The sequence below is a fragment of the Clostridium sp. UBA7339 genome, from assembly GCF_002470865.1.
GTDB classification, from domain to species: Bacteria; Bacillota; Clostridia; order Clostridiales; family Clostridiaceae; genus Clostridium_J; species Clostridium_J sulfidigenes.
The window spans coordinates 1388671-1414972 of record NZ_DKPI01000006.1; the positions used below are offsets into that span (position 1 = coordinate 1388671).

Below are 26302 nucleotides of genomic sequence, written 5' to 3' on the forward strand. Positions count from 1 at the left end.
TACCTCCATTTTTATTTATACATTATAATATATGACTATTATGTATAAAAAATGAAGGATATTCTTTATTTATTTTTATAAGAAAAAAGATTCGTCTATTTAAGGCGAATCTCGTATATCTTATTTGCTAAAGTAGCAAACTCTTCTATTGTTAGAGTTTCACCTCTTCTAGTTGGATTAATACCCGCATCTTCAAAAGCCTTTTCTTGCAGTTCCTTAGATAATCCTATAGCCTTCATACTATTCCATAGAGTTTTTCTTCTCATATTAAAAGACTGCCTTATTATATTAAAGAAAAGTTTTTCATCCTTCACTTCAACTCTAGGTTTATCTAATTTATCTAATCTAATAACTATAGAATCTACTTTAGGAGATGGTATAAAACAACTTGGAGGTACATTCCTTATAATTTTTGTATCACAATAATACTTTGCAAGTAGAGTAAATGCTCCATATTCTTTAGTACTTGGTTCTCCATTAATTCGTTCTGCAACTTCCTTTTGAATCATAATAGTTATAGATTTTATATCTAATTTATCATTTAAAAGATTTGCTATTATAGGCGTAGTTACATAATATGGTAAATTAGCTACTACCTTTACACTTTTTTCTTCACCTATTAGTTCTCTATAATTTACCTTTAAAGCATCTTTATTTATTAAACTAAAATTCTCATAACTAGATAACTCTGATTCCAAAATAGGTATTAATCTAGAATCTAACTCTATACTAGTAACTCTTTTAGCCCTTTTAAGTAACTCCCTAGTTAAAGTTCCAACACCTGGACCTATCTCTATTACGTAGTCATTCTCAGTTATATTTGCACCTTCTACAATATCCTCAAGCACTGTGTAATCAGTTAAAAAATTTTGTCCTAAACTTTTAGTAAACTTAAAATTATATTTTTCAACTAGTTCTTTTGTATTTAATTTATCCATACTAAATCTCCTTATCTACCTTCTTCATAGCTTCTACAAACTCATCCTTAGATATACCATAATTATTTAATCTAGTTAATAGCTGATTTGTATTACTATACCCTATTCCTAATTCTCTTCCAATAGCATCTCTTCTTTTTTTAGCATCTTTATCTGCTGTTAATCTAAAATAGTGCATATCTTGTATAGTAAACTCATGTCTAGGCTCTTTTAATTCACACTTTGCTCCATTTAAAGCCTTGATAATAGTTTCTGGTGAAGCATTTTCAACTCCTATATTATCACCTTTTCTTCCTTCACTTTGAGTTATATAAGCATGCTTAATATTAGGGACTCTTTTAGCTATAATTCTTCTTATTTTTTCTCCAGCAAAATCAGGGTCTGTTAAAACTATTACCCCTTGTCTCTTATTAGCCTCTTTTATTCTTTCAATAACTTTACTATTTATACCAAATCCACTAACTGATATTACTTCAGCATCAACAGCTCTTTTTACAGCTGTCACATCATCTCGTCCCTCTACCACTATTACTTCCTTAATCATAAAAGCCTCCGTCCTGCATTATGCTATATAAAATATTATGTAACCTTTATATAAAAATTATCCTATGACTACCTGCTCTAACCCCCCCCATCTTCTTCAAAGTGGGAGTAAAGAGCAGCTACGTCCCTGGATAACGATTTCTAAAGCTTCGAAGAAGCTAAGAACTCTGTTTATATATTTCTTTGTATTTTAAAATTTCTCAATGTAATTATATCATAGCATATTTAATTTTAGGCATCTGAAATAAAAAAATAGGAGCCTATGCTCCTATTTTAAAATATAAACGTTAACCTGTCTTCTTCCCCAGTTAACAGCTTCATCATAGCTATTAACATACACATCAACCTTATTACCTACTATGGCTCCCCCTGTATCTTCTGCAATGGCAAGTCCATATCCTTCGATATAAAGTTTTGTTCCTAATGGAATTACTCTTGGATCTACAGCTACAGTGCTGTATCCATTTGGATTACGTCTAACAGTTGTACCTGTTGCTGTTATAGTACCTGAATCTCCCCTATCGGAAGTATATGCAGTTGATACACAAGATATCATACTTGAATATGCAAAGTCTTTTGCATTGCCACCACGTGATGGTCTTACAACAGCTAAGGTTCCTATATCTATTATCTTATTTATAGGATTTTTACTAACAACCTCTTTTACAACTCTTCTATTAACCTCTTTACCATTTTCATACACAACCTCTGTTGTGATAGTTCTCTCACCCATAGAGCCTTTTTGAACTTCTTTTTCTACTCCTTGGTTAAGTTCAGAGTTTTTTCTTGTTTCAGTTTCAAAAGCTATTGGTTGAACTTCTTTTAAAAGCTCCTTCTTTACTCTTGTAACCTCAACAGTCATACCTGCTTGTAGATTTTCATCCATAGACGGAACTATCTTGTCCTCTTGACTTATTTTAATATTCTCAGCTTCTAACATATCTTCTACTGTTTTCTCTGCTGATGCTATTGATAAGTTTTTTCCGTCTACCACTACTTCTACATCTACTGCCTTATTAATATAAATTATGTCACCATCATTAACTTCGCTGTCTAGTTCCACAGAAATTTTATCCTTCTGAGCAACTGTTATGCCGTTGTTCTCTAGTATAGTATTTAAATTTTTTGATAATGTAGTTATTTCTACTTTTTGACCATCAACTACTACTTTAACGGTATTCCTTAACCCCCAAATAGTAACTGCGGCACTTAATAGAATTAATACAACAACGAACACCGTCTTTGGCCAAATTGAAAAATTGCTTTTCAATTTATCTTTGAATTTAATCATCATAAAGATTACCTCCCTCAGACAAGAGTACTTTGCTATTATATATTAGATACCATAGTTATGTCAAATTTAGCACTCTAATCATTGAATTGACTGAACTTAATGCATACTATGCATAATAAAATAATAATTAAAATAATAGCTTTTCTGTGTTTTAGTTTCAGTCTTTCCGGGGTGATAAGTACAGGTTTATATTATACATATGCAAAAATAAGTTCATTTATTCTTTATATACATTTGACTTAAAAACTAATGAAATTTATATCTATAATTTAATATATCTAAAACTACACTTTCAAATTTATATTTCAAATTATACCTCACTAATTTAAATTAAACAAGCTTTTTGTGTTAAATATTGTAATTTCTTCAATTTGTTTTCTGCTTGTACCTTTAATGTTAGCTATTTCTTCTATGATAAACTTTATATAATTTGATTGATTTCTCTTTCCTCTATTTGGTGTTGGTGCCATATATGGACAATCAGTTTCTACCAATAACCTATCTAGGGGTAATTCCTTTACCACTTCTTTTATAACCTTAGAATTTTTAAAAGTAACTACTCCAGTAACCCCTATATAATATCCTAATTTTAAACATTCTTTAGAGAATTCTACACTTCCTGAAAAGCAGTGAACTACACCTATTACATCAGGAAATTCCTTTAATATTTCTAGGGTATCTCCATGGGCATCTCTATCATGAATTATAACAGGCAAATTAAATTCTTTAGCTATAGCCATTTGCTCTCTAAAAACTTTCTTTTGTACTTCTCTTGAAGGGTTTTCTTCCCAATAGTAGTCTAATCCTATTTCTCCTATTGCAACTATCTTCTTGTCCTTAGCCAAGCTACGTATTCTCTCTTTAACTTCATCCCTAAATTCATCAGCATTCTCTGGGTGAATTCCCGCAGCGGCATAAATGAAATCATAATCTTCAGCTAACTTTACAGACATTTCAAGACCCTTCAAGCTAGAACCACAATTTATTACGCCTATAACCTCTTTATCTTTTATCTCTTTTAAAATAACATCTCTGTCATCATCAAATTGTTCATCATCATAATGAGCATGTGAATCAAATATCATATTATCCCCGCTTTCATAAGTTAAATTTTTATCAATTCCATCTTTATCATTTAATTTATCATATATGGTAAATTAATCTTTGTCCATAGCTAAAATTCACTAATAAACAGAGTTCTTTACTTCAGAGGGAGTTTTTTACTCCCTTTGAAGGTTACTAACAGAATTCTAAGTATCAATTTATTTGATACTTAGAATTCGTTGTCCTTTAGGGGAAATCGTTATCCAGGGACGTAGCAGCTCTTTATTCTCTCTTCAAAAAAGATGAGAGCATTAGAACTGGTAGTCATCGGATAAATATAAAAGCTAGTAAGGTATTTAGATTTTATCCAACATATGTAAATTTATTCATGATACCAAAGGAGTAAATTTCATACTGTGTTATAATTATATAGTAATATTTAAGGGGGTAATCTTATGATTTTTGATAGCCACATACATACTTGTTTTTCTACTGATTCTAACATGAAGCTAACTGATGCTATTAATACAGCAGGTAAACACAACATAGGTTTAGTTATTACAGACCATATGGATTTAAATTATCCTAAGGAAGCTGGATTTCGTTTTAATGTAGATGATTATTTTAAAAAATACGGAGAATACAGAAGTAATAATCTATTATTAGGTATAGAAGTTGGAATGTCTCTAGATTATAAAGAAGATAATGAAAAGCTTATAAATTCCTATGGCTTTGATCAGGTTATAGGTTCTCAGCATACAATAAGCAATATTGATATTGGATACTGGGATATTTATGAAGGCTTATCCTATAGAGAAGTTCTAATTAAGTACTTTCAAGAAATTTGTGACTGTATAAAAACTCATCCTTACATAGATACTTTAGGTCATATAGATTATATATCCAGATACGCACCTGTAAGTGATAGTGAGATTTACTATGATAAATATAATGATTTAATAGATAGTGTTATAAAAACTTGTATTGATACTAATACTGCTATGGAAATAAATACTCGTAGAATAAAAAGCAATGTAACCTTTGATAATCTAAAAAAAATCTATAGTAGATATAAAGAATTAGGAGGAAAGTATATAACTATTGGTTCTGATTCCCACAACCCTTCTGCTATTAATAACAATTTTAAAGAAGCTCTTTTATTATGCCATCTATGTAATGTTAAACCAATATATTTCAAAAATAGAAAGCCTGAATTTTTCTAAATACTCAGGCCTTCTATTTTTTTATTCTATAACTTCTCCCTTAACTTTCACCCTTCCTCCATCTGGACATGAAAGCTGAAACATCTTTCTACGTTCATCTCCAAAATCTAAATCTCCTCCATTAAGTAAAGTATATACACTTGGATAAATATTTTGCCACAATTCATGACAAATAGGAGGACAAATATCTTCCACTTCATATATGTCTCCTTTTTTATGATATCCACACCTACACTTACTTTCTAAAACAGTTATTCTTACCTTTCCCATATAATTCCCCCAATGATTTATTTACCTTTAATTATATAATAAAAAAAGCTACATCCAAAGGATGTAACTTTTTTTATTATCGTACTATTGAACCTGATTCAATGTCACCTGGATCTACTACACATAATTTTGAATCATCATCTGTAGCTGCAGAAAGAATCATACCTTGAGATATTTCACCTCTTAAAGTTACAGGTTTAAGGTTAGCAACTAAGACTATGTTCTTTCCAATTAACTCTTCTGGCTTGCAGTGCATTGCAATACCTGATATAACTTGACGAATCTCTCCACCCATATCTACCTTAAATTTCAAAAGTTTTTTAGCTTTCTTAACTGGCTCACATTCTAAAACTTTAACTACTCTAAGGTCAATTTTTTCAAAATCATCTATAGTTATTTCTTCCTTTATTGGAGTTATTTCTCTTTTTTGTGCAGCTTTTTTAGCTGCTTCAGCGATTTCTTCAAGTTCTTTTATTTTAGCTTCCACATCTATTCTTGGGAATATTACAGCGCCCTTATTAACATTAGTTCCTGCAACAGTACCATCAAAAGAAGTCAAACTTTCCCATGTAAAATTAGAAATATTTAATTGCTCATTTATTTTGGCACTTGTTGTTGGTAAAAATGCTGAAGTTAAAGAAGATATTATTCTTAAACTTTCACATAAGTTATAAAGAACTGTAGCAAGTCTTCCTTTTAAGTTTTCATCCTTACCTAATATCCAAGGAGTTGTCTCATCGATGTACTTATTGGTTCTTCTAATTAATGTCCATATATGATCTAGTGCATCAGAAACTCTTAAATGCTCTATTTCAGCTTCAACCTTCTTAGGTACTTCTAATGCAACGGAAATTAACGCTTCATCGATAGCCTCCTTAACATCTGGAGCTGGAATTACTCCTCCAAAGTATTTCTCTACCATAGTTACAGTTCTTGAAACTAAATTTCCAAGGTCATTAGCTAAATCTGAATTAGTTTTCTTTATGAATATTTCATTATTGAAAAGTCCGTCAGAACCAAAAGGTATTTCATGTAGTAGGTAATATCTTACAGCATCTACTCCAAAGTGATCTACAAGTATCACTGGATCTACTACATTTCCTTTAGATTTAGACATTTTACCACCATCAACTAAAAGCCATCCATGACCAAATATTTGTTTTGGCAACTCTAATCCTAATGCCATTAACATAATTGGCCAATATATAGTATGGAATCTTAATATATCTTTTCCTATTAAGTGTACATCTGCTGGCCAGAACTTCTTATAAAGCTCCGTGTTTTCTTGGTTATAACCTAATGCAGTTATATAGTTTGAAAGAGCATCTATCCAAACATAAATTACATGACCATTATCAAACTCAACCGGTATTCCCCAATCAAAAGATGTTCTTGATACACATAAATCTTGTAATCCTGGTTTTAAGAAGTTATTTACCATTTCATTTTTTCTTGATTCTGGTTGTATAAAGTCTGGATGAGATTCTATATACTCTAAAAGTCTATCTGCATATTTAGACATTTTGAAGAAATATGCTTCTTCTTTTGCCTTTTCTACTGGTCTACCACAATCTGGGCATTTTCCATCTACTGCTTGAGTCTCTGTCCAGAAAGCTTCACAAGGTGTACAATACCAACCTTCATAAGAGCCTTTATATATATCTCCTTGTTCATATAGCTGATTGAATATTTTTTGTACAGAGCTTTTATGATAATCATCAGTAGTTCTAATAAATTTATCATAACTAATGTCCATAAGCTTCCAAAGATCTTTAATTCCAGATACTATTTCATCTATGTATTCTATTGGTTTAACGCCCTTGTCTTCAGCTATTCTTTGAAGCTTTTGACCATGTTCATCTGTTCCTGTTAAAAACATTACTTCATGACCTGTAAATCTTTTAAATCTCGCTATAGCATCAGCTGCCACAGTTGTATAAGTATTTCCTATATGAAGATTAGCTGATGGATAGTATATTGGTGTAGTAATATAAAATGGTTTATTTGTCATATTTCTTCCTCCTAAAATTATTGTATTTTTATTATATCTTTTGGCTTTAAGTCTAAAAAAAATCTCTATGCAGAAATATTTCTACATAGAGACGTTATATACGTGTTACCACTCTAATTCATATCTACTTCACAGTAGACACCTCAATAAGTAACTTAGCCTTAGCCTTTATTACTTTGTCCTATAAGGGGGACTTCCCTATTTTCCTTGGTGACTACACTTCAGAAAATCTGCTCCAAGACCATGTTCCTAAACTTCTTTTTCGCTAGTTTTCACCTATTCTAGCTCTCTTTAGAAAATTTCATTTAGTACTCTTCTTTTCTTCGCATTAAATATCAATATTAATTAATATGATAATACTATAATTATTTTATGTCAACGGTATAATTAATATATTATGTTTATTAATATATTATTAAATAGTAGCAATATAATTATTCATAACTTCCCTTTAGATATATGTTTAATCACACCTTCAAAGGGTAGAATAGCCCTGAAACCCGCATGAGCACAACAAATAGTTAACTATTTAACTAGCCTTATAGTTTTATATACAGCTATTTATATAGGTATATATTTATATAGTAATTTATTCACTTTTATGAATTTTTATACTTTATTTATTTTTATTTGTATTACATCTATTTTTTTTTGGAAATATGAATTATCATTATATATGTGCCATAATTTTCTTACATTATTATTAGGCAATTAAAAGGGTATTTTTTTAAAGGAGGTAGTTATATGGAATTATTAAAAAAGAACCTTTATTTAAATAAATCTACAGTAAAGGATGTACTTAAACTATCCTTACCAGCTGTAATAGAAATGTTATTATATACAATGATATGGACTGTTGATACTATGCTTATAGGTCAATATGGAGGGGATATTGCTGTTAGTACTGTAGGAATGTCTAGTGAAGTTATTTATACCTTTACTAATATTTTAGTTGCTCAAAGCTTATCTGTTGGAATCACTTCAATTGTAGCAAGAAGATACGGTGCTAAAGAATTAGATAAGGCTAATGAATATGCAACCTTAGGATTTTCTTTAGGATTCCTAGTAAGTATGGCTACTACACTATTTATATTCTTATTTAGTAAAAAATTGTTAGTTCTAGCTGGTGCTGAGCCAAGCATAATAGGATTAGGTACAACTTATATAAACATTGTATGTATTGGCTTGCCCTTTAATATGTTATCTAGTATGTTAAATGCTGTTAATAGATCCTATGGAAATACTAAAACTCCAATGATTGTTTCTATTGTTATGCTTGTAGTTAACCTTTCATTAGATACTATATTAATATTTGGTTTACTTGGTTTTCCAGAACTTGGAGTTAAGGGTGCCGCTATTGCTACAACTATAGCTAATATATCAGGATTTATTTATTCAGCTATATATACCTATAAAAAATCTCTAATAAAAATTGAATTTAAGTACTTAAAGAAATTCAGCGGTGCTAGAATAAAAAATATTACTTCTTTATCTGTACCTGCTGGAATGCAAGAAGCTGCCTATAGTTTAGCTAGACTTTTTACAAGTATGATGATTATGCATCTTGGTACCATCGCCTTTGCTGCTAACCAAATCACTTTAACCTTAGAATCTATTTCTTTTATGCCTGGGTGGGGATTTGCCGTTGCTGCTACAACTCTAGTTGGAAATAAAGTTGGTGAAGGCGACTATAAAAAAGCTAGAGAGTATGGTCGTACTGCTATGATTTTAGGAATAGGTGTAATGTGCATATTTACATTACTATTCTTAATATTCCCAGCACAACTTATTAAAATGTTTATAGATAGTAGTAATACAGAAGTTATTTCTCTTGGAGCAGCTTGTTTAATGATAGCTGCTGCAGAACAGCCTGCCATGGCACTATCGATGATTGTAGGTGGAATTTTCAAAGGTTATGGTGATACTAAAACTCCATTTATTATAGCCTTCGTAACCTCTTGGTTTATAAGACTTCCACTAGTATTTATATTCATTTATTTACTAGGCACATCAATAACTGTGTTCTGGATTATATGTTTTGTTCAATGGTCTGTAGATGGACTTCTTCTTTATATATTCTATGTGAAGAAACTGAAGCCTATCAATAGTCATATAACAAAGCTAGACTAAAATATTGATAGCTATATATTAAAAACTGCCTAATAAAGTATGCTAATGCTCTTTATTAGGCAGTTTCATTTACTATTATTTTCTTAAGTAATCTCTTATATAATTTAATTCCTCTCTAGTGTAAAATTCTTTTTATTGTTGCAACTACAGCTCCTATTATAAAAAACAAGATAAGAAGATAAAAAAAATTCTCCATAAAAACATCCATAACTTTTTCTCCCATCTAGAATCTACTTATATATCATACTTTACAAAATATGTTATATATAGGCAAATTCTATACTTTTAATTAAACTCCTCCCCTGTATTAACAAATTTCTTTATCTCATTAACATTACTGCTAAATTAACTGCTAAGAGTACAGCACATAAATCAACTATTAGAGCTACCCATAAACTGTGTCTTACCTTCTTTATACCAACAGCTCCAAAATACACAGTAATAGTATAAAATATAGTTTCTGTACCACCCATTATTATAGATGATAGAAATCCTAAGAAAGAATCTGGTCCATAGCTTTTTACTATATCTGTGAAAACCCCAATTGCTCCACTACCTGATAGTGGTTTTATAAATATTAACGGAACGATTTCTGGAGGTATACCTACCACGTTAACAGCTGGCTTTATTAAGTTTATAACATAATCCATAGCCCCTGAAGCCCTAAAGCAATTTACTGCTATAAGCATAGCTAAAAGATAAGGGAAAATCCTTACACATACATTTATACCTTCCTTAGATCCTTCTACAAAACATTCATATACTTTTACCTTAGCAATAATGCCATATAGTACTACAGCACCTATAATTATTGGAATTATTCCCTTTAAAAAATAATCAAATATATTTCCCACGGCATTTTCCTCCTTTAAAAGTATCTTTGTAAAAACTTACATAAAATAATTCCAAGTATAGATGCAAAGGTTGTAGTACATAGTGCTGGTAGAATTATTGAACCTGGATTTCCAGAATTAAATGCAGCTCTAATAGAAACAACTGTAGTTGGCACAAATTGAATACAGGCTGCATTTAAAACTAGAAATAGTACCATATCGTTGCTTGCCACATCTTTATGCCCATTTATTCTATCCATTTCCTCCATAGCTCTTATACCAAAAGGAGTTGCTGCATTAGATAATCCAAACATATTAGCTGTAAGATTCATAACTATAGCTCCTAAAGCCTTATCATCTTTTCCTGCTTCTTTAAAGATTATTCTAAGTATAGGTTTTAACAATCTGGCTAATTTGTCTGTAAGGCCACTTCTCTCCGCAATTTTCATCACCCCACACCAAAGACACATCATTCCTAATAGCTCTATAATAAGCTTAACTGTATCTGATGTAGTTGATACTATGGTTTTAGATAAGAGCTCTCCATCTCCTGTAAGTACGCCAAAAGCTATACCTATAAATAAAATTCCGAACCATATTACATTTATCATACAAACTCTCCTATATCTTTAATAAATTAATATATATTTATATGTAATGTATATGTTCTTCCTTTAAACAATATTTAGCTTTTTTATTATATAGAAAATTCTATCCTCTATTTTATCATGCATAAAAACTGTCAATTTAGGAAAAACTATTAAAAATCATACTAGGAGGTATATTATGTTATGGATTTAAACGAAATAATAGAAATGAAAAATCAAAACCCTGGAGCTACTGGTTATTATAACAATAGAGAGTTATTCATTAGAAAAGTTTATGATAATTCTGGTCTTGTAGAAGTTGTTGATTTAGTTAATGGAGAAGTATACTCCCTTCATAGTAGCAAAATTGATAAGTCTTATACTAACTCCTATAATTCATTTCAATAAATTTATAGTTGAATTTAAATCTTCTCAATGATAACATTTAATGTATAGATTAAATAAAACAACTAAAGGAGATTTTTTATGAATGAAACTAATTTAAAGCAAGCGCAAAAAGAGATTGATGAAGCACTTTCTACTATTGAAAAACTAGAAGAAAATATTAAATTTAATTCTGTATCTGAGGATATGATAAAAGAAAACTTTATTTCTCTTGCTAAGAAAGTTCAAGAAATTGAATCTGTTCTTAAAAATGAAGGTATCTTATAATTAAATATTTACATAATGAAAGAGTATAACTTTATAAATTCAAAGTTATACTCTTTTATCATTAAAAAACCTGTGTTTCCACAGGTTTTTTATGTTTATTAATATTTTTTAGCAATTTCATATAATAATCTTGACCCTACTCCTGTTGCACCCTTTGAGAAATATTCTCTATTTGGTGTCTGTGATGTGAAAGCTGTAGCTGCAATATCAAGGTGTAACCATGGCTTATCTTCTACAAATTCACCAATAAATAATCCTGCTGTAATTGCTCCTGCACCTACAGGGCCAGTTGAGTTAACTAAGTCTGCATTACCAGTTTTTATTTTTTCTTTATATTCATCAAAGGTTGGGAATCTCCAAACTCTTTCATCACAATGTAAAGAAGCTTCCTCTAAAAGTGAGTAGAATTCATCATCATTAGTTACAACTCCTGTAGCGGCACTTCCTATAGCACCACCTACAGCACCAGTAAGAGTAGCAATATCAACTACCTTAGTTACATTTTCTTTTCTTATTATATAAGTAACTGCATCTACTAAAGTTAATCTGCCTTCAGCATCTGTATTTATAATTTCTATGGTTTTACCATTCATAGTATTAATTATATCTCCAGGTCTATATGCATCTCCTGAAATTAAATTCTCACAAGCAGCCACTACAGCTACAATATTTTTCTTTAATCCCTTTCTTGCTATGGTAGACATGGCACCGATAACAGCACCTGCTCCCCCCATATCACTCTTCATAGTCCACATACTTCCTGCAGTTTTTAGGCAATATCCACCTGCATCAAAGGTTAATCCTTTACCTACAAGACCTAATATATTTTCTTTATTATCAGCATCACCCATGTATCTCATTACAATTAGCTTGGGTTCATTTGAAGAACCTTTACCAACGGATAAAAATGATTCCATACCAAAGTTTTTAATTTCTTCTTTATTATATACTTCAACTTGGAATCCATGATCAAGGCCTAACTGCTGAACTTTTTTAGATAATGCCTCTGGAGTTAAAATATTTGCAGGCTCATTTACAAGTTCTCTTGAAATTAAATTTCCTTCTGCAAGTAGTCTTCCTTCTTCTACAGCTTCATTTAATTTAGCTAAATCTTGGTCCTCATGAAATATAATTCTTACTTCTTCTAATAGTACTTCTTTTTTATCACTTTTATATTTATCAAAATTATAAGTAGTCATTATAATGGATTCAGTAATAGCTTTAACTTTTTCATAATTACAACAACAATCCATAGATTTCACATGTAAATCTAGAGTTTTTATTTTTTGTTTAATTACTTCCTTGATTAACTTAGAAGTATTATTTCTAACATTATCTACTTTACACTTAGATTTTTCACCAAGACCTACAAGTATAGTTTTTTGTATAGACCCATCTTCTATATTAGTTAATGTATATAAATCTCCTTTTTTGCCAGCGAACTCTTTACTTTCACTTAAGCAACTAAGGATATTATCTAATTTGTCACATGAAAATCCTTGTTGTAGTTCCATATAACTTTCAAATAAAAATATACCTTTGGAATTGTTATGTGATTGAACATTTTTTAAGTTCTCCACTTTTATATTCATATTAATCACCTATCCTTTCAAAATTGAATATACATCTTATACTTAAATAGTTTCTATACTTATTTTCTAAATCCTTCTATAATGTTCTATTTTTCTTCTTTGTATCCATCATACTGTGGTTGAGTAAATCCTCTTCCTACTACTTCTCTTACATCATTTATTATTATAAAAGCTTCAGTGTCTACTTCTTTTACAATTCTTTGAAGCTCAATTAATTCTTCTGTAGAGCATACAATATACAATATATCTTTACTTTTTCCAGTATATACACCCTTGCCATTTATACTTGTTATTCCTCTATTTAAGTGCTTCATTAATTCTTGTGCTATTTCACCAGACTTTTCTGAGATTATATGTACTTCTTTAGAGTAATTTACACCCTCTACTAAGGTATTTACTACTTTAGAAACTATAAATATAGATATCAATGCATACATGGCTTTTTCTACGCCAAAAACAAATAAACCTACTACTATTATCATTCCATCTATGCACATCATTATTTGATTTATAGGTATTTTCTTCAAATAATGCTTTATAATTATTGCAAGTAAATCTGTACCTCCTGTTGATGCAGATGATCTTAATACTAATCCAACTCCAGCTCCTACAAAAAGGCCTCCAAATACACTTGATATTAATAAGTCAGATTGAACCGGCGGGATAAAACTAGTATACCAAAGGGCAACAGATACAAAAGCTGCTCCAAATATAGATTTTTTTGCAAAATCCATCCCTTTTATTTTTATTCCTACTATAAATAATGGTATATTTACAATTACATTAGTTAACCATAGTGGAATGCTAAATACATAATCTAATATAATAGCTAAACCTGATACTCCTCCGGTAACTAAATGTTGTGGTGAATAGTATACGTTTATTCCTATAGCCAGTATTGTTATACCAACCATTATCATTAGATAATTTTTAAGTTCACTTTTGTTAAAAAACTCCTTCATTTTGCCCTCCCGTTTATTTTATGTTATACTATATTATTTATGTTACACTAGTTTTATAGCATAGAATTATACATGTTGCAAACACTAATTTCAATTATACTTTTATTATTATAATAATTATATAGTTTTTATAGTTTTTTATATGTATTTTTTATATGTTATGCTAAAATTTAATTATTATATTATAATAAGGAGTTTTTATGGATAATTATACTGTTTTTTTAAATATTATAAACCTTATATTTGTTGTAAATATTGCTTTTGCTATAATTGTAATTATATTTGAAAAGAGAAATACTAGTAATACTTGGACATGGCTTATGATAATGTTGTTTATACCATTTATTGGTTTTATAATGTATTTATTCTTTGGTCAAAATCTTCGTCGCAAAAAATTCTTTGTTCTAAAAAAGGAAGAAGAATCTGTTCTTATGCAATTCTCTGAAGAGCAAAAGCGCCTTCTCAGCGACAAAGCTATAGTTAATAATAACTCTCTATTAAAAGAATATCATGATGTAATAAATTTAAATCTATATAGTGATAATTTTATTGTTACTAATAACAATAAAGTAGATATTCTTAATAATGGAAATGAAAAATTTCCTATCATGATAGATTGTATAAAGAATGCCAAAAATTTTATTCATATTCAGTACTATATCTTTAATGATGATAATCTAGGCACTGAAATACTTAATCTTTTAGTGAAGAAAGCAAAGGAAGGTATTGAAGTTAAACTTCTTTACGATGGTATGGGTTGCATTCATAATAAAAAGCATTTTTTTGATCCACTGGTAAAAGCCGGTGGAGAAGTGTATTGCTTTTTTCCACCTTTTATACCTTATATAAATGTGAGAATAAACTATAGAAATCATAGGAAAATCTGTGTTGTAGATGGAGAACATGGTTTTGTTGGAGGTTTAAACGTAGGAGATGAATATTTAGGCCTATCTAAGAAATTTGGCTTTTGGAGAGATACTCATCTTCATCTTCAAGGTGACTCTGTAAATTATCTAGAAGTCAGATTTTTGATGGATTGGCGTTTTGCGAGCAAAAAAGACTTTTTCATGGAAGAAAGGTATTTTCCTAGAAAACCATACATAGATAATACAGCTGTTCAAATAATTTCTAGCGGACCTGATTCTGAGTGGTGTAGTATAAGAAATACTTACCTTAAATTAATAAGCAAAGCTGAAAATTCCATTTATATTGAGACTCCATATTTTATTCCAGATGAAAGTATCTTAACAGCTCTTAAAATAGCATGCCTATCTGGTGTAGATGTTAAAATTATAATACCTTGTAAGCCAGATCATCCATTTATTTATTGGGCATCTAAGTCCTATATTTGGGAACTTGTAGAATGTGGTGCTAAATGCTACACCTATGACAATGGATTTATTCATAGCAAAATGGTATCAATAGATGGTAAAATGTGTACTATAGGAACTGCTAATATGGATATACGTAGTTTTAATCTAAATTTTGAAGTTAATGCCATAATATATGGTACAATAACTACTTCTGAGGTTGATAAAGCCTTTGAATCAGATATATTGCAAAGTACTTTACTCACTCCTGAACATTATTCTAATAGATCTCTAATAATTAAATTCAAGGAAGCTATATCTAGACTACTATCTCCTATTCTATAAACAGGATTTTAGCTATTCTATAGATCATTTTATTGAGTATAACAAAAGTACTGTGATTATTAAATAAACCGTCATATCTATAACTATTAGAAGTTTAAAATAGATATGACGGTTTAAATTTTTATATTATTAATGGAGCATATATCATCAAAGTTAATAATGCATCAATTAATAAACTTAAAACAAATTTTGATATAAATATTCCCTCAAATTCACTTGTATAAGTACAGTATCCATAACTATATGTTATAACTGCTATTAATATACATAAGACAATACCAACATAAATAGGGGCTATAGCCAGTGGTAACATATATACATATTTAACATAGAACATTTTTATTATAAAAAAGATCTTTGCACAAGTTGTTAATATAGCTACTATTATATATGCAATCTTCTTTTGCTTATTAGATAGCTTATAGTCTAGGAATGTAACTGCTCCACTTAAAACTAAACCTATTGCTATCCATGGGAATCCAACAATTATTATAGATACAAAGCTATTCATAAGTCCCTCAATAGTATAAGTAAGTGCACTTTTCTTCTCTGACTCTCTTGGTAAATTATTTATAGCCTTAAATCCTTCATCTGTTGATGCTATGACAACATCATATAAATCTTCATCTCTAAAACTTAAGTAACTAATATAATCCTCATTTACATAAGGATTAATGCATACTCCTCTTGTTCTTGTAACTGGCTCAACTTTATTTATCTTACCATCTTTTACAACAAAGGATGCTATTCCTCTTCTTTCCTCTTTCTTCCCATAAGAGTTATCTATTGTAGAAAAAAACTTCCCACCTTCTTCGTCAGAGTAAGTTCCTATAGCATTTATTAGTTCATTTGATTCATTAATTCTTGGTTTACTTTCCTTAACCTCACCTCCAGCTATAGGAAACTCGAATAACCTACAAGAGTGAAGTTCACCTTTAACATATTGCTCGAACATTGTATATCCATTTTCTCTATCTGAAGAACAGGACATATTCTTATAAGTAACTCTATTATTCTTAGCTATTTCTTCCACTAATATAGGTTCTGAAACCCTATCTTCATTAAATGTAATTGCTTTAATATATGAGTTGTCTTCCATGTAACATATTAGAAAACCGTCTTTATTCTTACTGGCTGAAATCATGTCTGTATTTTTTGCTGGAATAGATATCATTTTATCTTCTACTGTATTTATTATCTCAAGTTTATCTTTGTAAGCAACTACTATATTGTTATTATCTAATTGATAAGTACTATTTATTCCTTTAATATTCTCTCTACTAACCTCATTTAAATCTTTATCTATATATACCTTTAATAAGTATCCCTCACAATCTTCTATGGAGTTAAGCATTAGTATATACCCATCTACACTTTTAGCGAGTAATACATTGTTTATTAATTCTTCATTAACTTCATATTGTTTATTATTCAAAACTTCTCCTACAGTATTGGTTTCAACAATATTAAGATTTTTATTATTATCATATGCTACAAGTATTCTATTATCTTCTTTCAAAATTACTGGAGCATTTTTCGTTGTTGCAGTTGCTATCCTTACTTCCTTACTCCATGTTTTAGATGGTGGTTGTATTTCTAAATTATAGTTATTCTTATAGTTTCCAGTAAGTATTAATATACACGTCACAATAATAAGAAAAATTAAAAGCATTTTTTTCTTTTTCATTTATATATCTCCTTAAACTATTTATTATTATGCATATGTTTTATATAACTTTAAGAGATTATTTCAATTAATTATAAGAAATAATCTCTTTTTAAATTCTAATTAAACTTTATTATTATATTATAAGAGGTACAAATATCATTAATGTAAACAATGCATCAATTAACATGAATATACTAAACTTACCTAGAAATATGCTCTCAAAATCATCTGTATAGACCATATATCCATATCCATATACAACTAGTCCAATTAAGGAGTTTATCAATATGCCTACAAATGATGGAGCTAAAATAGTAGGTAACATATGTGAATATTGCACATAAAAAGCTTTATTTATAGTATATATTTTCATTACTACAACAATAGTAGCTAGTATGATATACATATACCTTTTCTTTTTATCATCAAATTTGTAATCCATAAAAGATACTGCTCCTGCTATAACTAAACCAGGAACTATCCATCTAAATCCTATTATTATAATATAAGATATACTATACATAAAACCTTCTACTAAATACCCAAGAGATCTCAATCTTTCATCTCTACGAGGTCCATTATTTGCATCCTTAAAACTCTCATTACTAGATGCTATATTAACACTATATAATCCATCCTTCTCAAAACTAAGAAATGCTATATATTCTTCATCATTATATGGATGAATACATAATTCTCTTAGTCTAGTTATCTTCTCTGAACTTGAAACTTCACCATTTTTTATTTCAAAAGAAACTATAGCTTTTTGAAATTCCTTTTTACCAAAAGGCACTCCCATGGTGGCATAAAATCTTGCACCATTTTCTGAATAGGCTCCTTTAGTATTTATAACGTAACTGGATTTATCAACCACAAGCTTACTAACCTGGCCCTCTCCTCCACTTATAGGAAACTCCATTACTTCTGTAGCAAAGTATTCATTTCTATCATATTTCTCAACAAGCAAATATCCATTTTTTGCATCTGAAGACAATGACATTGCTCCATAAGTAATTTTGTCAGTTTTAATCATCTCTTTGATAAGAAATGGCTTTGATACCTTTCCACCTTTAACTGTGAATCCTTTAAATAATTTCTCTTTTTCTAAGTAACATATCAAAAGTTCATCTTTACTTTTATTAGCAGTAAGCATACTTAAGTTTTCTACTGGCACTTCTATATTTTCATTTGATACTGTGTTTACTAACTTAATTTTATCTTTATAGGCTAAAACTATATTTTTACTATCAATTTGTTCAGTAAATGTGATTCCTTCTTCTATTTCTCTTTTTACCAAATTTAACTCTTCATCTAAAACTAACTTTTCTAAATAATCTATACTTAATTTATTAGAATTATAAATCAAAGTATATCCTTTATCAGTTTTGGTAAATATTAAATTCTTAAGTAGTTCTTCTTCTACAGCATATTCTTTAGTTTTAATTTCTTTCCCATTTAAATCTGTTTCACATACTTTAATCTTTTTAGTATCCCCATATGCTACTAATAAACGATTTTCTTCTTTTATGATTACTGGTGTATTCTTTCCTAACCCACTTCCAATTTTTACTTCTTTGCTCCATTTTTCTGACGGTGGCTGTTTCAATAAATTGTAGTTATTTAAATAATTACCAATTACAATTATTAAAAATCCCATTATTATACTTAATAATAATATCCTTTTTTTATTCATATTAACTCTCCCCCAAGGTCTTAATAATTCTCCTTTTTTATCTATTAGTATAAATTATACTCCCGGTATACTGAATATTCAAACACTTTTTGCAAATATTAGCTAATATAATATTTTTTTGTAATAAAATATTTTCTTATGATGATGATTACTTTTGCTTTTATATTTTAAAATTGTATTGTAAAATATACTTATGTTGTAAATAAATTTAATTAGTGAAAGGTATTTATATGCGAAAATCTGGTAAAGTAATTAATTTTGATGATGATAAAGTTTATATAGTAACAAATAATAAAGAATTTGTTACATTAGAGAGAAATGATAAAGCTCCTATTAAAGGTAATATTTATGATGGTACTGTATATGTAGATAGGTCAAATCTTATAAAAGTATTTATAATACTAATATCTATTTGTGCATTAGTATTAAGTTGTATTTATTTTATCTTCTTTTCACCTAGAGCTAATATAATCCTCTCTTTAGATTCCAATATCAAAATAGGTATAAATAGAAACAAGATAGTTAAAATTACAGATTCTAGTGGGTCTACTTTAGGATTGGAAAGTTTAAGTTCACTAAAAGGAAACGAACTAAATTTAGGCTTAAATCTTTTATTTGACTCAGCATTAAAAGAGGAATTAATCCCGAAGTGTGATGAATATTCACCTGGCAGTATATATATATATATAACTAAGGATAACAAAAGAGAGCCTCTTAATTTTGATAATTTTAAAAAATATGCTGGAAAATATAATTATAAAGTTATAATTAATAGAAATGATAATGATCTTAATATTGACTAATATATTGATTTTATAATTTTAAAACCCTAGTCAATTTATGACTAGGGTTTTATACTATACTTATTATTTATACACCGGTATTTCAAATTGTGGTTTAACATTAGAATGCTTGTCCATTATTAATTTAATATTAGTTACTTGTTTATATGACCATACAATATCTGTAGCGTATTGATGCCATGGACTACTATAATTGTGAACATTCCATCTCATTTCATATATAGTATCTTGAGCTGGTCTAGGGTTCTTTGCATTTTTATCTGAATGTATATAATTTTCAGCAATCCATTTAATACCACCTTTAATAGCTGCTTCTGGTGAAGTCCACCCATTTTTATAGGCTGATTCTGCTCCAGAGCTTACTGGTGAATTATCAAAGGCACAAATTCCAAAGAAATTATAAACCTTAACGGTAGTTCCATCTTCTTTTTTATAGTCTACTCCTTTTGCCAAGGTAGATGTACCATTTCCAGTCTCTAATAGTGCATGTGCCACTGCATAGGCTTGATTTACATTATTGGTTTTACAAGCATCGTAAAATGCTTGTCCCATACTAGATAATGTACCTTTACCCACTAATACATTATTTAGCGTACTTACACTTATATCTTGTATGAAGTTTAGTTTCATAAACATATATATACCATTTTTATCATTTTTATATCTGCTTGGTTCTAAATACTGTGCTATATCTGTTTTTCTTGCATCTCCAGAATATAAAGCTCTAAATATTGGTGGTTTCTTATTATATTGGATATTTGCAAAATTATCTACTGTAGTTCCTACTGAATAAGTAGACATTGTACCTAATGTGGATACATTATGGTTTGATGGCACTGTAGAAAATTCCTTTACTGCAGGTAATTCAATATATTTTCCTTCACTATCATATAAGCCAGATTTTACAATTATACTATAGGTAGTGCTTGTACTATATCCTCCAGAAGGCGGTGTTATTTTTATAGCCTTGTTAGTTGCATTGTAGCTTAAACCTACCTTTAATTCACCACCATTAGGTGAAAAAACTTTTACATAAGTACTAAGGTTATTTATTAAGTTTGTATGTAGTCTATTACTAAGCTTTATTGTCCAAGTTTTATTTGTTGGTATATTTATTTGATGGTTTAAATCCTGTATATTTACTGCTGCAAAGGCACTACCAGTTAATGCCAATGGTGTCATACACATTATAATTACTATTAAAATACTAGAAATCTTCTTTACTACTTTATTATTCATAGTTCCCCCCATATCCTCTAAAATTTTATTTATATAATATCTATTATATTGTATAATACTAATAACATTGATATTATGCTATAATTATACAATAAATTTAAAGTGAATGTAAGTAATTATATAATAACTAACATTCATTAAGTCTTATGCTAGGTGGTGATATAACTATATGGATAATAAAAACTTACTTAGACTTAATAAGTACATAAGCGAAAGTGGAATTTGTTCCAGAAGAGAAGCAGATAAGTTTATTGAATCTGGTAAAGTATATGTAAATGGTATCTTAGCTACCCTTGGAACAAGAGTTAGTCCTACTGATACTGTAGTAGTTGATGGAAAAACTATTAAACCTAAGTCAAATAAAGTATATATAGCCCTTAATAAACCTGTAGGGATTACTTGCACAACAGAAACTCATGTTAAGGGAAATATAATTGACTTTGTTGACTATCACGAGAGAATATTCCCTATAGGACGTCTCGATAAACCCTCTGAGGGATTAATATTTTTAACTAATGATGGAGATATGGTAAATAAAGTATTACGTGCAGGAAATAATCATGAAAAAGAATATGTAGTTTCCGTTGATAAACCTATTACAAAAGAATTTATTAATTCAATGGAAAATGGAATTCCTATACTTGGTACTGTGACAAAGCAATGCAAAGTTAGAAAAATTGGCAAATGTACTTTTAATATAATTTTAACCCAAGGTCTAAATAGACAAATTAGAAGAATGTGCGAATACTTAGGATTCAAAGTAACTAGTCTTAAACGTATTAGAATTATGAATGTGTCCTTAAGTAATCTTCCTACGGGGAAATGGCGTTATCTAAGCTCTGAAGAAATGTCCACAATCATTAATCTTACTAAAGATTCAATAGGTACTATTTAAATTGAAACTCAAATATAAGTAAAAAAATAAAAAAGAAGAAGATATTTATTCTATCTCCTTCTTTTTTATTTTTTATTTTAATTAAAATTCACCTTTAAATAATTCTGCAAACTGTTTATGCGCAATTATGTCACTATTTTCTTTCACTTCTTTAAAAGTTATTTCAAAATCATCAGATACATCTGAATAAACTTCATATATTTTCTCTGCAGTATTATTATCTCCATAAGTAATTACATATGCAACTTGATCTTTTTTACCGTTTACATTTCTGTAATATTGATATATTTTTGCCTTTGATTTGTCTATTTTTTCATCAGTTAATACTTTATCAAGAGCAGTTTCTGCCTTTTTTACATATGCAGCTTCATCTTCATCAGTAAGTAATTTTAAAGTGTTTGCTTCATTATAATAATATTCTTTGTTAGCAAAACTATTTAATAGTGATTCAAAGCTTTCATAAGTAACCTCTGGTACTTCTGTGCTTTCTTTTTCTTTACTATCTTCAGTAGAAGCTTGCTCAGTAGTTTTAGCTGATGAATCCTCTGAAGTATTAGTTTTTGTTCCACATCCTACTAATGCTAAACCTATTGTTGCTGTTAATACTAATGCAATTATTCTTTTCATTTTAAATCCTCCATATTTCCAAATAAATTTAATACTTAGTAAATGATATACCAAATAGTATATAACCTTTTGTATACATTTACATAGTTGATACAAAATATTAAGAGTATTTCTACTCTTTATAAATCCATATAAAATTATATCATATTTTGTAATATTTTCAATACTAAATTTCTACATATTATTTTATTAACATACATTGTTAATAAAACTTTGTCGATGCTTCATAATATAATTTTATATACTGTTAAATTATCAACTTGTCCATATTATTAACATTATCCACAGGTATCCTGTTTATAACTTAGTGAATTCAATGTTAATACATAGATTTTCATCTTATAATTCTATAATTTCTCTTCTAGACTCCATATATACCTTATAAACACGTGAAATTTTATCAACATTATCCACACTAATGTGAATAACATGTTTATAACTTTTTAATTATACATCTTTACTCGGGAAATTAGATGTTACACACTTAAACTTTTTTATCTTTCTAATAGATACTAATGATTAAACTGTGTTAAACTTAAGTTGATATATTATTTATTATTTATTGGAGGTTTATATATGCGAATTGGTTTAGGATATGATGTACATAAGTTAATTCCTAATAGAGATTTAATTATTGGTGGAGTTAAAATACCACATACACTTGGGCTTTTAGGTCATTCAGATGCTGATGTTCTTATTCATGCAATTATGGATAGTTTATTAGGTGCTGCAGCACTTGGTGATATAGGAAAGCACTTTCCTGATACAGATGCTGAATTTAAAGGCATTTCTAGTATTAAACTTCTTAATGAAGTTAGAGAGTTATTAAGTAAAAATAATTATAAAATAGAAAACATAGATGCAACAATAATTGCACAGCGTCCTAAAATGTCTCCTTATATTACATCCATGAGAGAAAATATTAGTGAAGCATTAAGAATTTCTATAGATCAAATTAATGTAAAGGCTACTACTGAAGAAGGTCTCGGTTTTACTGGTATTGAAGAAGGAATTTCCTCTCAATCTATATGTTTAATAAGTAAAATATAAGATATATAAAAATACAAGTCCAAGGTTATTAAAATTCAACCTTGGACTTTTTAAAATGTTTATTACATATTCTCTATTATCTCTTCTAAATCTTTCTTAAATTCTTCTAATGGCTTATTCTCCTTAAAAGACTTCAACAATTTGGCTATTGACTCATATACATATTCGTCATCACTTATAGCTATGGTTTTGGCATTAGAATAGATGTCCTTAACTTTTTTTTCAACTTCCATTCGTAGTTCCGGAGATATATTATTGTAGTTATCCTTTAACTTTAATGCAACTAATACAGATTCATGGTTTATATAGGTTACTGATGATTGTATTTCTGGAATTTCTTCAATGTCTGCCATAATTCTCTCACAGGTGGATATAGCATTTCTAATTTCTACTTCTTTATCTATAGGCTCATCACTCATATCTTCAACAGTAGGACCGGCTCCCACAGTATCACTTTTTTTACTATTACTATTACATCCCATTAATACCACCGTTACTATAATTAATAATACTACAATAAATAATAATATATCATTTATTTTTCCTTTCATTTTATATCCTCCTATATATAATTATATTAATTTAGTTTCTATAATCTATAGAATTAATAATAAATAACTATATATAGTTTGGCTTATAAGCATAAGTATATTCCTATTTTAAATTATATCTCCACCTTTTACATCATATCTGAATTCTCAAATATATCTTTCGTAACAACAAAATTCCCATTGTTTTCAACTAAGTCAAATTCACTTATACTTGTTATTCTTTCCTCCCTTTCAACATGAAATACATATCCAACTCTTCCATGTTTCTTAAAGAATACTCTTGATGATTTTATAACTCTAAGAGGATTTTTATTTTTATCATATATAATACTAGGAACATCATTAATCATATTTACATTCTCCTTACACCAGTTGTTAATTAATGATATATAATATTATCCTATTATATAATTTATGACTATAATCATTAGTTATAACATAAAATTTATTTGCACCATCTCTTATAAAAAAATTCACCTCCCTATATAAAATCTATAAGTAAGGTGAACTTTATTACAACTTGGTTAATTATTCGATTATTTAATGTTTCTGCTACCCGGTTTTATATAAGGTATATCCTTTTTACATAGTGGGCATTCTTCCTTATCAAAGCTTTCTATTTCCAATTTACATGCACTATAAACCGGAAGAGTTAAAGCACAATTTTCAACTCTCCTATCGACTATACAACATACACCTACAACTTCTGCACCTAAACCTCTTAGTACTTCTACAACTTCCATAGTAGATTTTCCTGTTGTAACTACGTCTTCTGTAATTAAAACTCTTTGTCCTTGCTTAATTTCAAAGCCTCTTGTTAATGTCATTACACCGTCTTTTCTTTCAGTAAATATCCCTGGCTTTCCTAGTTGTCTTGCTAGCTCATAAGCAACTATTATTCCTCCCATAGCAGGACCTACTAACATATCAACATCTAAATCTTTAACCTTGTTTGCAACTACTTCCAATACTTGAGCTGCCTTATCTGGATACTGTAGTAATTTTGCACATTGACAGTATCTATTACTATGTTTACCTGATGATAGCAAGAAATGCCCTTCTAATAATGCCTCACACTGAACTAATATATCTACAATTTTATTTTCCATAATATTTTCCTCCTATACTATTCCTCTAATTTCACTAATATCTTTAATATTTTCTTTTATTAAAAAGTCTTCTATTCCTTTTATAATTTCTAATGGTGCAAAAGGATTTATAAAATTAGCTGTACCTATTTGGATCCCTGTAGCTCCTGACATTATAAACTCTATAGCATCTTCCCAATTTGTAATACCGCCAAGGCCAACTACTGGAACCTTACATGCCTTACACACTTGATGAACCATTCTTAAAGCCATAGGCTTTACTGCTGGTCCCGAGAATCCTGCATAGATATTATCAAATACAGCCTTTCGTTTTTTGTAGTCTATAGACATTCCTTGAAAAGTATTTATTAATGATAGTGCATCTGCTCCCGCTTCTTCACAACTAAGCGCCATCTCTACTATATTTTCTGCATTAGGAGATAACTTCACCATCAATGGTTTTTTACATACCTTCTTCACTTCTTTTACTGCCTCATAGGCAACCTTTGATTTTATTCCTAGAGCCATACCACCATGTTTTACATTGGGGCATGAAATGTTAAGTTCTATGATGTCTACATCAACCTGGTTTAACTTCTCGATTATACTTATATATTCTTCTACTGTAGCTCCACCAACATTAGCTATTATATTAGTGTTATATTCTTTCATCTTTGGAAGTTCATCTTTTATAAAGTTTTCTACTCCTGGGTTTTGAAGCCCTACACTATTAAGCATTCCACCTGTTGTTTCTTTGATTCTTACACCATCATTACCTTGTCTTGGATTTAAGGTTAAGCCCTTACTACAAAATCCTCCAAGTTTTGCTATATCATAAAACTTACTATACTCTTCACCAAAGCCAAAAGTACCTGATGCTGTCATTATTGGATTCTTGAATTCCTTATTACAAATATTTACCTTAAGCATAAT

26 protein-coding genes and 1 other annotated feature are annotated in these 26302 nt (G+C 29.1%); of the genes, 8 read left to right on the top strand and 18 right to left on the bottom strand.

Going from position 1 to position 26302, the window contains the following annotated elements:
- Positions 1 to 95 precede the first annotated feature (95 nt).
- From rsmA to B2S02_RS10045, 4 genes are all read right to left on the bottom strand, one after another.
- Entirely contained in the window at positions 96 to 938 is an 843-nt protein-coding gene (gene rsmA, locus B2S02_RS10030) for a 16S rRNA (adenine(1518)-N(6)/adenine(1519)-N(6))-dimethyltransferase RsmA (protein ID WP_346846949.1), read from the bottom strand.
- Position 939: 1 nt separating this feature from the next.
- Positions 940 to 1482, bottom strand: a complete 543-nt coding sequence (rnmV, locus tag B2S02_RS10035; RefSeq protein ID WP_035130849.1) for a ribonuclease M5 — start codon at positions 1480 to 1482, stop codon at positions 940 to 942.
- A 267-nt stretch (positions 1483 to 1749) separates the two neighbouring features.
- Entirely contained in the window at positions 1750 to 2775 is a 1026-nt protein-coding gene (locus tag B2S02_RS10040; protein ID WP_346920664.1) for a 3D domain-containing protein, read from the bottom strand.
- A gap of 320 nt (positions 2776 to 3095) precedes the next feature.
- Positions 3096 to 3860: a TatD family hydrolase gene (locus B2S02_RS10045; protein ID WP_346877498.1), complete on the bottom strand. Its 765-nt coding sequence runs from the start codon at positions 3858 to 3860 to the stop codon at positions 3096 to 3098.
- Positions 3861 to 4274: 414 nt separating this feature from the next.
- On the opposite strand from B2S02_RS10045, the gene B2S02_RS10050 reads away from it, so the two are divergent.
- Complete coding sequence (locus B2S02_RS10050) at positions 4275 to 5042, top strand: histidinol phosphate phosphatase (protein ID WP_346846946.1); 768 nt, start codon at positions 4275 to 4277, stop codon at positions 5040 to 5042.
- A gap of 21 nt (positions 5043 to 5063) precedes the next feature.
- Here the strand turns inward: B2S02_RS10050 and B2S02_RS10055 are convergent, their stop codons facing one another.
- Both B2S02_RS10055 and metG read right to left on the bottom strand, forming a co-directional pair.
- A complete protein-coding gene (locus B2S02_RS10055) occupies positions 5064 to 5312 on the bottom strand; it encodes a TIGR04076 family protein (RefSeq protein ID WP_346846945.1) in 249 nt (82 codons plus the stop codon).
- A gap of 76 nt (positions 5313 to 5388) precedes the next feature.
- Entirely contained in the window at positions 5389 to 7323 is a 1935-nt protein-coding gene (gene metG, locus B2S02_RS10060) for a methionine--tRNA ligase (protein ID WP_346920665.1), read from the bottom strand.
- Between the two features lie 84 nt (positions 7324 to 7407).
- Positions 7408 to 7656, bottom strand: a binding site (T-box leader).
- A 411-nt stretch (positions 7657 to 8067) separates the two neighbouring features.
- Between metG and B2S02_RS10065 the strand changes: the two genes are divergently transcribed.
- A complete protein-coding gene (locus B2S02_RS10065) occupies positions 8068 to 9453 on the top strand; it encodes an MATE family efflux transporter (RefSeq protein ID WP_346846943.1) in 1386 nt (461 codons plus the stop codon).
- Positions 9454 to 9773: 320 nt separating this feature from the next.
- On the opposite strand, the gene B2S02_RS10070 is transcribed toward B2S02_RS10065, so the two are convergent.
- Positions 9774 to 10307 carry a spore maturation protein gene (locus tag B2S02_RS10070; RefSeq protein ID WP_346846942.1) on the bottom strand — a complete coding sequence of 178 codons (534 nt, stop codon included), beginning with the start codon at positions 10305 to 10307 and terminating at the stop codon, positions 9774 to 9776.
- Positions 10308 to 10321: 14 nt separating this feature from the next.
- Entirely contained in the window at positions 10322 to 10897 is a 576-nt protein-coding gene (locus B2S02_RS10075; protein ID WP_346846941.1) for a nucleoside recognition domain-containing protein, read from the bottom strand.
- 180 nt (positions 10898 to 11077) lie between these two features.
- Between B2S02_RS10075 and B2S02_RS10080 the strand changes: the two genes are divergently transcribed.
- Together B2S02_RS10080 and B2S02_RS10085 are read left to right on the top strand one after the other, a co-directional pair.
- Positions 11078 to 11281 carry a hypothetical protein gene (locus tag B2S02_RS10080; protein ID WP_035130841.1) on the top strand — a complete coding sequence of 68 codons (204 nt, stop codon included), beginning with the start codon at positions 11078 to 11080 and terminating at the stop codon, positions 11279 to 11281.
- A 78-nt stretch (positions 11282 to 11359) separates the two neighbouring features.
- Positions 11360 to 11545 (top strand): hypothetical protein, encoded by a 186-nt coding sequence (locus B2S02_RS10085; protein WP_035130839.1) that lies wholly within the window; start codon positions 11360 to 11362, stop codon positions 11543 to 11545.
- 98 nt (positions 11546 to 11643) lie between these two features.
- Here B2S02_RS10085 and B2S02_RS10090 read toward each other — a convergent pair whose 3' ends face one another.
- Complete coding sequence (locus tag B2S02_RS10090) at positions 11644 to 13137, bottom strand: leucyl aminopeptidase (protein ID WP_346846940.1); 1494 nt, start codon at positions 13135 to 13137, stop codon at positions 11644 to 11646.
- An 86-nt stretch (positions 13138 to 13223) separates the two neighbouring features.
- Complete coding sequence (locus B2S02_RS10095; protein WP_346846939.1) at positions 13224 to 14099, bottom strand: YitT family protein; 876 nt, start codon at positions 14097 to 14099, stop codon at positions 13224 to 13226.
- 200 nt (positions 14100 to 14299) lie between these two features.
- Between B2S02_RS10095 and cls the strand changes: the two genes are divergently transcribed.
- Positions 14300 to 15754, top strand: a complete 1455-nt coding sequence (cls, locus tag B2S02_RS10100; RefSeq protein ID WP_346846938.1) for a cardiolipin synthase — start codon at positions 14300 to 14302, stop codon at positions 15752 to 15754.
- A gap of 121 nt (positions 15755 to 15875) precedes the next feature.
- Here the strand turns inward: cls and B2S02_RS10105 are convergent, their stop codons facing one another.
- Positions 15876 to 17441, bottom strand: coding sequence for a hypothetical protein (locus B2S02_RS10105; protein WP_346920666.1), 1566 nt, complete (start codon positions 17439 to 17441; stop codon positions 15876 to 15878).
- A gap of 115 nt (positions 17442 to 17556) precedes the next feature.
- On the bottom strand, positions 17557 to 19116 hold the full coding sequence (locus tag B2S02_RS10110; protein ID WP_346846936.1) for a hypothetical protein: 1560 nt from the start codon (positions 19114 to 19116) through the stop codon (positions 17557 to 17559).
- A gap of 230 nt (positions 19117 to 19346) precedes the next feature.
- Between B2S02_RS10110 and B2S02_RS10115 the strand changes: the two genes are divergently transcribed.
- Positions 19347 to 19919 (top strand): hypothetical protein, encoded by a 573-nt coding sequence (locus tag B2S02_RS10115; RefSeq protein WP_346846935.1) that lies wholly within the window; start codon positions 19347 to 19349, stop codon positions 19917 to 19919.
- A gap of 63 nt (positions 19920 to 19982) precedes the next feature.
- On the opposite strand, the gene B2S02_RS10120 is transcribed toward B2S02_RS10115, so the two are convergent.
- A complete protein-coding gene (locus B2S02_RS10120; RefSeq protein ID WP_346846934.1) occupies positions 19983 to 21158 on the bottom strand; it encodes an N-acetylglucosaminidase in 1176 nt (391 codons plus the stop codon).
- Positions 21159 to 21327: 169 nt separating this feature from the next.
- Between B2S02_RS10120 and rluF the strand changes: the two genes are divergently transcribed.
- Complete coding sequence (gene rluF, locus B2S02_RS10125; RefSeq protein ID WP_346920667.1) at positions 21328 to 22053, top strand: 23S rRNA pseudouridine(2604) synthase RluF; 726 nt, start codon at positions 21328 to 21330, stop codon at positions 22051 to 22053.
- 81 nt (positions 22054 to 22134) lie between these two features.
- Here the strand turns inward: rluF and B2S02_RS10130 are convergent, their stop codons facing one another.
- A complete protein-coding gene (locus B2S02_RS10130; protein WP_346846932.1) occupies positions 22135 to 22680 on the bottom strand; it encodes a hypothetical protein in 546 nt (181 codons plus the stop codon).
- Between the two features lie 576 nt (positions 22681 to 23256).
- Between B2S02_RS10130 and ispF the strand changes: the two genes are divergently transcribed.
- Complete coding sequence (ispF, locus tag B2S02_RS10135) at positions 23257 to 23730, top strand: 2-C-methyl-D-erythritol 2,4-cyclodiphosphate synthase (RefSeq protein ID WP_346846931.1); 474 nt, start codon at positions 23257 to 23259, stop codon at positions 23728 to 23730.
- A 62-nt stretch (positions 23731 to 23792) separates the two neighbouring features.
- Here ispF and B2S02_RS10140 read toward each other — a convergent pair whose 3' ends face one another.
- From B2S02_RS10140 to B2S02_RS10155, 4 genes are all read right to left on the bottom strand, one after another.
- The gene (locus B2S02_RS10140; protein WP_346846930.1) at positions 23793 to 24281 is read right to left on the bottom strand and encodes a YhcN/YlaJ family sporulation lipoprotein; all 489 of its coding nucleotides are present in this window, start codon (positions 24279 to 24281) and stop codon (positions 23793 to 23795) included.
- A gap of 128 nt (positions 24282 to 24409) precedes the next feature.
- Positions 24410 to 24631 carry a hypothetical protein gene (locus B2S02_RS10145; RefSeq protein ID WP_346846929.1) on the bottom strand — a complete coding sequence of 74 codons (222 nt, stop codon included), beginning with the start codon at positions 24629 to 24631 and terminating at the stop codon, positions 24410 to 24412.
- A 186-nt stretch (positions 24632 to 24817) separates the two neighbouring features.
- Positions 24818 to 25390 carry an orotate phosphoribosyltransferase gene (gene pyrE / locus B2S02_RS10150; RefSeq protein WP_035130817.1) on the bottom strand — a complete coding sequence of 191 codons (573 nt, stop codon included), beginning with the start codon at positions 25388 to 25390 and terminating at the stop codon, positions 24818 to 24820.
- 12 nt (positions 25391 to 25402) lie between these two features.
- The gene (locus B2S02_RS10155; protein ID WP_346846928.1) at positions 25403 to 26299 is read right to left on the bottom strand and encodes a dihydroorotate dehydrogenase; all 897 of its coding nucleotides are present in this window, start codon (positions 26297 to 26299) and stop codon (positions 25403 to 25405) included.
- Between the last annotated feature and the right edge of the window lie 3 nt (positions 26300 to 26302).

Excerpts from the sequence above, each read along its gene's own strand:
- B2S02_RS10105 (WP_346920666.1), bottom strand. The coding sequence starts at position 17,441 with ATGAAAAAGAAAAAAATGCTTTTAATTTTTCTTATTATTGTGACGTGT.
- B2S02_RS10140 (WP_346846930.1), bottom strand. The coding sequence starts at position 24,281 with ATGAAAGGAAAAATAAATGATATATTATTATTTATTGTAGTATTATTA.
- cls (WP_346846938.1), top strand. The coding sequence starts at position 14,300 with ATGGATAATTATACTGTTTTTTTAAATATTATAAACCTTATATTTGTT.
- B2S02_RS10120 (WP_346846934.1), bottom strand. The coding sequence starts at position 21,158 with ATGAATAATAAAGTAGTAAAGAAGATTTCTAGTATTTTAATAGTAATT.
- B2S02_RS10115 (WP_346846935.1), top strand. The coding sequence starts at position 19,347 with ATGCGAAAATCTGGTAAAGTAATTAATTTTGATGATGATAAAGTTTAT.
- B2S02_RS10090 (WP_346846940.1), bottom strand. The coding sequence starts at position 13,137 with ATGAATATAAAAGTGGAGAACTTAAAAAATGTTCAATCACATAACAAT.
- B2S02_RS10155 (WP_346846928.1), bottom strand. The coding sequence starts at position 26,299 with ATGCTTAAGGTAAATATTTGTAATAAGGAATTCAAGAATCCAATAATG.
- rsmA (WP_346846949.1), bottom strand. The coding sequence starts at position 938 with ATGGATAAATTAAATACAAAAGAACTAGTTGAAAAATATAATTTTAAG.
- B2S02_RS10050 (WP_346846946.1), top strand. The coding sequence starts at position 4,275 with ATGATTTTTGATAGCCACATACATACTTGTTTTTCTACTGATTCTAAC.
- B2S02_RS10095 (WP_346846939.1), bottom strand. The coding sequence starts at position 14,099 with ATGAAGGAGTTTTTTAACAAAAGTGAACTTAAAAATTATCTAATGATA.
- B2S02_RS10055 (WP_346846945.1), bottom strand. The coding sequence starts at position 5,312 with ATGGGAAAGGTAAGAATAACTGTTTTAGAAAGTAAGTGTAGGTGTGGA.
- B2S02_RS10080 (WP_035130841.1), top strand. The coding sequence starts at position 11,078 with ATGGATTTAAACGAAATAATAGAAATGAAAAATCAAAACCCTGGAGCT.
- rnmV (WP_035130849.1), bottom strand. The coding sequence starts at position 1,482 with ATGATTAAGGAAGTAATAGTGGTAGAGGGACGAGATGATGTGACAGCT.
- B2S02_RS10130 (WP_346846932.1), bottom strand. The coding sequence starts at position 22,680 with ATGAAAAGAATAATTGCATTAGTATTAACAGCAACAATAGGTTTAGCA.
- B2S02_RS10075 (WP_346846941.1), bottom strand. The coding sequence starts at position 10,897 with ATGATAAATGTAATATGGTTCGGAATTTTATTTATAGGTATAGCTTTT.
- B2S02_RS10110 (WP_346846936.1), bottom strand. The coding sequence starts at position 19,116 with ATGAATAAAAAAAGGATATTATTATTAAGTATAATAATGGGATTTTTA.
- B2S02_RS10145 (WP_346846929.1), bottom strand. The coding sequence starts at position 24,631 with ATGATTAATGATGTTCCTAGTATTATATATGATAAAAATAAAAATCCT.
- B2S02_RS10040 (WP_346920664.1), bottom strand. The coding sequence starts at position 2,775 with ATGATGATTAAATTCAAAGATAAATTGAAAAGCAATTTTTCAATTTGG.
- ispF (WP_346846931.1), top strand. The coding sequence starts at position 23,257 with ATGCGAATTGGTTTAGGATATGATGTACATAAGTTAATTCCTAATAGA.
- B2S02_RS10065 (WP_346846943.1), top strand. The coding sequence starts at position 8,068 with ATGGAATTATTAAAAAAGAACCTTTATTTAAATAAATCTACAGTAAAG.
- B2S02_RS10045 (WP_346877498.1), bottom strand. The coding sequence starts at position 3,860 with ATGATATTTGATTCACATGCTCATTATGATGATGAACAATTTGATGAT.
- rluF (WP_346920667.1), top strand. The coding sequence starts at position 21,328 with ATGGATAATAAAAACTTACTTAGACTTAATAAGTACATAAGCGAAAGT.
- B2S02_RS10085 (WP_035130839.1), top strand. The coding sequence starts at position 11,360 with ATGAATGAAACTAATTTAAAGCAAGCGCAAAAAGAGATTGATGAAGCA.
- metG (WP_346920665.1), bottom strand. The coding sequence starts at position 7,323 with ATGACAAATAAACCATTTTATATTACTACACCAATATACTATCCATCA.
- pyrE (WP_035130817.1), bottom strand. The coding sequence starts at position 25,390 with ATGGAAAATAAAATTGTAGATATATTAGTTCAGTGTGAGGCATTATTA.